Here is a 4,855-nt window from a genome sequence, read left to right as displayed (position 1 = left end):
TTTCGCGCCCGCAAGTGAAAGCACCGCAAGGCTGCTTGCCGAGCGTCTGGCGCTCGCGGCGCAGGCGGCGACGCTGCTGGAATGGGAAAACCCGATGGCCGATGCGTTCTGCACGCTCAGGCTGGCGACGCGCGGCATGGCCTATGGCGCGTTCGACGCCCGGATCGACCAGCGCGCGATCCTCGAACGGGCCATGCCAGGCTGAAAGGTCCGCCAGGCGTTGACTGCCGGCCTGAAAGGCCAGTCTGCGGTCAGGCGGGGTGGCGACCGCCTGACCGCGATGCCTTCTAGAAGCGGAAGTCCAGCGCCACGCCCCAGCTCCGGATCGATTCCGCCGACAGCAGGTTGATGTACGAGCCGGGATCTCCGAGCTGGCCCGCCAGCGGCGTCTGCGCGACGGCGAAGGGAACACGCTCGTTGAAGATGTTGCGCCCGAACAGCGACAGGCTGACATTGCCATCATCGATGGCAAAGCCGATGCGCGCCCCGACCGGGGTGTGCGGGCCGGTCGCGGCCAGCGGATCGAGGCTGGCGGTGAAGCTGAGCGACGAGGTGTGCACCACGTCGGCCTGCACGAACATCTCGACCTTGTCCGACACATGGGTGCGATATTCGCCGCTGGCGACGATCTTCCATTCCGGAACACCGGCGAGGCGACGTCCGCCGGCGTCCGATGCGGTCGCCGTCACACCGTTGATGACGAACGTCTTGCAGCCTTGCGCTGCGGTTTCGTTCGGGCCGCACGCCACCAGATAGCCATCGCCATACTTGGCGTCGGTGTAGGTGATGCCGCCCTGCAGCGTCAGTTCGTCGATCGGCTTGCCGAACACCGTGAATTCGAGGCCCTGGCTGCGGATCGAAGGTGCATTGCCATAGATGTAGGTCGCGGTGGCCGAGTCGAGGAACTGCGTCTGGTAGTTTTCGACGTCGGTGCGGAATACCGCCAGATTGGCGCCCATGCGACCGTTGAACAGCGTCGCCTTCACGCCGCCTTCCCAGGCCTTCGGGATTTCCGGCTTCACCACGACCGGCGCCAGCGGCGTCACCGTCTGGTCGTTGATCGCTGCACCCTTGTAGCCGCGCGCATAGGTGACATAGGCCATGATGTTGCGGCTGAAGTCATACTGGATGCCGCCGCGATACGAGAAGCTGGTTTCCTCGTGCGCCCCCGAAACCGGCGCGATCGACGCGAACGGTGCCAGCGCGCCCGGCGCCACCTTGCGGGTTGTGTCGGCGCTGATCTTCTGGTTCTCGACGCGCGCCCCGGCGATCAGCCGCAGCCCTTCGGTCACAGTGAAGGTCGCCTGGCCGAAACCGGCAAGGCTCTTCGAGTTGATGTCGGTCACGAAGCTCTGGCCGAGCTTCAGGCCGAACGGCACCAGCCTGAGGCTGCCGGCCTGAACGCCGGTCGCGTGCTGCTTGCCCTGGAAGTAATAGCCGCCCAGCACGAATTGCAGCGGCCCGTGCGACGGCGAGGTCAGCCGGACTTCCTGGCTGAAGTTGGAGATGTCGGTGGTCGAGGAGTTGGTGTCCAGCACGTCGACCGGCACGCTGTCCGAGTCGCCGCCGCCGCTCTGCTTCAGCCAGCGGTTGGCGGTGATCGAGGTCAGGGTGAAGTCGCCGATGCTCCAGTCGATCTGGCCCGACACGCCATAAGCCTTGTCGTGGCCATAGCTGTCGCCGCTGGGGCAGTTGCTGCGGTTGTCGGCGTTGATCACCACGCCGCAGGCGACAAGCTGGTTCGTCAGGAAGCTTCCAGGCGTCGACTTCACGACGACCCAGCCGCCACCGGCATTGTCGAACTGTTCATAGTCGCCGATGATGTTGATGCTGACAGCATCGCTCGGCTCGATCAGAAGGCGGGCACGGACGCTGTTGGCTTCCTTGGTGTCCCAGCCGAAGCGCGGGATGTTGTAAACGCTGTTCGGTTCCATCCGCGTCTGCGCCGACACGCGCACGGCGGCGATTTCGTTCAATGGCAGGTTGGCCATCACCTGCACGCGGCGCTGTTCGCGGTTGCCCAGTTCGCCGTGAAAGGCCATTTCCATCTTGGTCGGGTCGGGCGCGTTGGTAACGATGCTGACCACGCCAGCCGAGCTGTTACGGCCGAACAGCGTGCCCTGCGGACCCATCAGCACCTCGACCCGCGCGACGTCGAACAGACCGACGGGGTTGGCCTGCGTCGAAGCGTTGCTGAGCGCCACGCCGTCGAGCACAACGCCGACGCTGCCTTCGGCCGAGCGCGAGTAGGTGGAAGCGCCAAGACCACGGATGCGGACTGCACCAAAACCGGTATTGAACGACGGCACCGCGCGCGACAGATCGTTGACGTTCGAGATGTTCTGCTGCTGCAGCGCCTGTGGATCGACCAGCGCGATCGCCTGCGGCACGTCCTGCAGGCGTTCCTCGCGCTTGGTGCCGGTGACGATGATGTCGGCAACGCTTTCCTCGTCGCCGGAAATGGCTGGCGCGCTTTGCGCGAACGCCGGCATCGCCAGTGCAAGCGAAAGGGCCAGCATGCTGGGGGCCATCAGGCTCGAAGAACGGAAATCGGACATCGGTTCACTCCTCAGGCACGGCCGCCCATATTTCCGTTGCGGCTTGTGCAAATCCCATGACCGGCCCAAGGCGGGCCGAACCGGGTTTCAATCGGATGGCATTTACAGACAGTCAAGACCGTTTGTTATTGCGGCCAAAGGGTCGCAGGGTGCATGGCCCGGAATCATCGGAGGGTGCGGCATGAACAACACACTATTGGCAACGATCCTGCTGGGAATGGCCGTTCCCGCCACGGCCACCGCGCAGGTGGGCGTAGTTGCCGAACCATGCGCGGCGCTGCCGCCCGCGCCGCCCGCCATCGCCAGCTATCTGGCGCGCATGGCCGCCGCCAAGGCCAGCGGCGAGCGCCTGCCCCCGCCCTCCGCCGAAGGGCTTGCCGCCTATGCAGCATGGCAGCAGCAGTTGCTCCTGGCCGACCCGGCGGGGCTTTGCCGCTATCGGGCCGCCAACACCACACTAGGTAAGGCCGGGCCTGATCGCGTCGTCTTTCTGGGCGATTCGATCACCGAGAACTGGCCCCGCGAACATGCCGCTTTCTTCGCACCGGACAAGGCGCGGGGCGATCGCGTCGGTCGCGGGATCAGCGGCCAGACCAGCCTGCAGATGCTGGGCCGCTTTCAGGCCGATGTGGTGGCGCTGCAACCGGCGGTCGTCCATATCCTTGCCGGAACGAACGACATCGCCGGTAACGGCGGGCCGACCAGCATCGCCGCCATCACCGACAATCTGCGCGCCATGGTCGAACTGGCGCGTGCAAACGGCATCCGGGTGGTGCTGGGAACCGTGCCGCCCGCGCGCGCGTTCAACTGGCGCCCGGAAGTCCGGCCCGTGGCCGCGATCACCGCCCTGAACCAATGGATTCGCACCTACGCCATCCAGCAGAAGCTTGCCCTTGCCGACTATCACGCCGCCCTCGACGATGGCGCCGGCGGCATCGCCCTGGAATATGCCGAGGACGGCGTGCATCCGACTGCCGCCGGCTATGCCCTGATGGAAAAGCTTGCCGAACAGGCGCTGGCTGAAGCCCGGCGCCAGCCGCGCTACAGGCTTTCCAGATAGGCGCGATTGCGGCGCAGGATCGGCAGCATCTGGTCGGCCGGGCCGTCTTCCTGTTCGATCAGCAGGTTGGTGGTCCCGATCGAACGCAGCGCATCAAGCACCGGCGCCCAATCGACCGCCCCCTCGCCGATCGGGGCCGATGGCGGCACGTCGATCGGCGACGGCGTGAAGCCCGGCGCCCAGTCCTTGGCGTGCACCAGCGGCACCCGCGCCCCCAGCTTCAACAGCAGCGGCACCGGATCGACCCCGGCGGCAATGGTGTTGCCAAGATCGATCTCCAGCGCAACCAGCGCCGGGTCGGTGTTGGCGATGATCAGATCGATCGCAGGTTTGCCGTCGAAACGCAGAAAGTCGAGACCGTGGCTGTGATAGGCAAAGCGCACCCCCGCCGCCTTTGCGGCAAGGCCGAACCGGTTGAAGATCTCGGCTGTGCGCAGAAAATCCTCGGCCCGCAGGGCACGCAGTGCATCCTGCACCTGCTCTCTGGATTTGATCGGCAAGGCCAGCGCGGGAATCAGCGGCAACGGCGCAATGGCAAAGGGCAGCCCGGCTTCGGCGCAGAAATCCATCGCCGCCCGCGCCTCGTCGTCGGCCATGCTCGGGCGCAGGCAATGGGCGCCGACGCCCACCAACCCGTTCGCCGCCAATGCGGCCCGCACCTCGGCCGGGGTGCGGTTGAAATATCCCGCAAACTCGACCGATTGCAGGCCCGCCCCGGCGACGCCCGCCAGCGTGCCGTCGAAGTCTTTCGCCATCAGCTCGCGCAGCATATAGAGGCCGACGCCAAGGCGCGGGCCGGGCTTCGGCGCTTTACCCTGCACCGCCGCCGCAACGGCTGCCCCACCCAATCCTGCCATCACCTGTCGCCTCCGCAAAAGTGCCGCCATGCTCCAACCTCCCGCCGCCGGGCATCGCTGCGCCCGATCATGCACCACGCTTGCCAAAGCAGATAGGCTCTGCCAAACTTGCAGTCAAACCTGCTTGCAAGTTTGTGAATGTTAGGGGTGGCGCGTGATTCACGGAAACGACCTATGACGGCAAGGCCGGCTCGCCGCACGCAGGCTGAACGCAGCGCCGCCACCTGCGAGTTGCTGGTCGCAGCCGCGATCCGGGTATTGCACCAACATGGCTACGCCGCCACCTCGACGACGATGGTGGCCGAGGAAGCGGGCGTCAGCCGTGGCGCCATGCTGCACCAGTTCCGCACCAAGGCCGACCTCATGGTCCATGTCGTCGA

The 4,855-nt window shown here is 66.0% G+C and carries 4 protein-coding genes and 1 pseudogene; 3 read left to right on the top strand and 2 right to left on the bottom strand.

Annotated features, from left to right (window positions below; translation table 11 throughout):
* A pseudogene (locus AC16JP_RS12160) lies at positions 1–205 on the top strand (DNA alkylation response protein); the annotation flags it as partial.
* Positions 206–287: 82 nt separating this feature from the next.
* On the opposite strand, the gene AC16JP_RS12155 reads toward AC16JP_RS12160, so the two are convergent.
* On the bottom strand, positions 288–2,558 hold the full coding sequence (locus AC16JP_RS12155) for a TonB-dependent receptor (RefSeq protein ID WP_484340880.1): 2,271 nt from the start codon (positions 2,556–2,558) through the stop codon (positions 288–290).
* Between the two features lie 181 nt (positions 2,559–2,739).
* On the opposite strand from AC16JP_RS12155, the gene AC16JP_RS12150 reads away from it, so the two are divergent.
* Positions 2,740–3,618, top strand: a complete 879-nt coding sequence (locus AC16JP_RS12150) for an SGNH/GDSL hydrolase family protein (RefSeq protein WP_484340879.1) — start codon at positions 2,740–2,742, stop codon at positions 3,616–3,618.
* Here the strand turns inward: AC16JP_RS12150 and AC16JP_RS12145 are convergent.
* Entirely contained in the window at positions 3,600–4,475 is an 876-nt protein-coding gene (locus AC16JP_RS12145; RefSeq protein WP_484340878.1) for a sugar phosphate isomerase/epimerase family protein, read from the bottom strand. The genes AC16JP_RS12150 and AC16JP_RS12145 overlap by 19 nt on opposite strands.
* Positions 4,476–4,649: 174 nt before the next feature.
* Here AC16JP_RS12145 and AC16JP_RS12140 point away from each other — a divergent pair.
* Positions 4,650–4,855: helix-turn-helix domain-containing protein (locus AC16JP_RS12140; RefSeq protein ID WP_484340877.1), on the top strand; the 206-nt coding region annotated here is incomplete at its 3' end.

The organism is Sandaracinobacteroides sp. (genome assembly GCF_057137845.1).
This window is presented reverse-complemented; position numbering and strand designations above follow the sequence as displayed.

Excerpts from the sequence above, each read along its gene's own strand:
- AC16JP_RS12150 (WP_484340879.1), top strand. The coding sequence starts at position 2,740 with ATGAACAACACACTATTGGCAACGATCCTGCTGGGAATGGCCGTTCCC.
- AC16JP_RS12145 (WP_484340878.1), bottom strand. The coding sequence starts at position 4,475 with ATGGCAGGATTGGGTGGGGCAGCCGTTGCGGCGGCGGTGCAGGGTAAA.
- AC16JP_RS12155 (WP_484340880.1), bottom strand. The coding sequence starts at position 2,558 with ATGTCCGATTTCCGTTCTTCGAGCCTGATGGCCCCCAGCATGCTGGCC.